Consider the following 1501-nt stretch of genomic DNA (forward strand, 5'->3'; position numbering starts at 1 on the left):
CAATACGGTTCGGTTAAGGGCTGAAAGCAAGTAAAATGGTTGTTGCCATCAGCAGGATTCAGGTTAAAGATGCAACTCAAAGAACTATCCTTGTTTGTACCAACGATTGAACCGAGTACAATCCTAAAAGCATTGGAAACAGCGATTCCAGCGTCAGCGATAGAACAGGCATTGAAGGATACAAAGGCAAGCGAAGATAGAAAGCGAGCTTTGCCGTCACATTTAGTGGTTTGCTTAATCATTGCAATGAGTTTGTGGTCAAAAACTTCAATGAGAGGAGTACTGAAAAATTTAGTTGATGGAGTAAGCGAGGCTTGGATCAAAGTTGGTTCATATTGGAAAGTGCCATGTAAATCATCGATTACGGAAGCCAGACAAAGAATCGGGGCACAGGTAATGTGTCGATTATTCCATTTGGTAGTGAGTCCGTTAGCGACAGAGAAAACTCCAGGAGCTTTTCTGGGAGGATTGAGAATAATGGCAATTGATGGCACCGTATTTGATATCCCAGATAGTACAGAAAATGCCAGAGTATTTGGCTATCCAGGTAGTCGTCCAGGCACAAAAGCATCATTTCCAAAGGCAAGGTTAGTGATACTAGTTGAAGCTGGTACACATTTGATTATTGACGCATTAATTTGTCCTTACAAAATCGGCGAAAGAGTTAGATCTAAAAAGTTGCTCAGGTCTGTCAGTCAAGGAATGCTATTGATGTGGGATAGGGGTCTTCATTCCTATGTAATGGTGATGGAGACGATATCACAAGGAGCTGATTACCTAGGGCGGATGCCTAAAAATGTTAAATTTCCAGTAGATAAAGTGCTGGAAGATGGTTCCTATTTATCATGGATTGCTCCAGATGGAAAATCCAAGAAAAAAGGTGCAAGTAAAATCATGGTACGAGTAATTGAATACACGATTGAAAATGATGGAGAGCCAGTAGTATATCGTCTAATTACTAGTTTATTAGATCCTGTTGCTTTCCCAGCTTTAGTACTGGCGATGGAATATCACAAACGGTGGGAAGTAGAAGGTACTATAGATGAATTAAAAGTACATTTATTGGGACGTAAAACACTAATTCGTTCTCTTAATCCTCGTGAGGTCGTTCAAGAGATTTATGGCTGGTTATTGGGACACTGGGCTGTTCGTTCGCTGATGTTTCAAGTGGCTGAACGAGCTGAGATCTCTCCATTGAGGTTAAGTTTTACCGGAACGTTGAATGTTGTCCGCCGTGCTGTTCCAAAATTTCAACGTCTGGAATTAACGGAAATTCCCTTTTTTTGAGCTGGCTGGAGACAGAGATTTTGGATGAACAGATCCCTCCACCTGAAGGCCGAAGCAACCTCAGAGTCGTCAAAAAAACTAGAGCTAAATTCCCCTCGAAAAAACCTATTCACCGAGGAACTGGACGGAAAAATGAAATCCGCTCTTTCTCGTTGGCGGAGCCTCTCCATTCGAGAATCGTTAATACCCTCTAGTCCTTAACCGAACCGTATTG

The 1501-nt window shown here is 41.8% G+C and carries 1 protein-coding gene; it reads left to right on the plus strand.

All coding sequences use genetic code 11. From position 1 onward, the window contains the following. The first annotated feature begins 159 nt into the window (after positions 1-159). Positions 160-1287, plus strand: a complete 1128-nt coding sequence (locus ACEW9I_RS05005) for an IS4 family transposase (RefSeq protein WP_373539262.1) — start codon at positions 160-162, stop codon at positions 1285-1287. Positions 1288-1501 lie beyond the last annotated feature (214 nt).

Origin of the sequence: Chamaesiphon sp., assembly GCF_041738855.1 — a bacterium.
GTDB lineage: Bacteria > Cyanobacteriota > Cyanobacteriia > Cyanobacteriales > Chamaesiphonaceae > Chamaesiphon.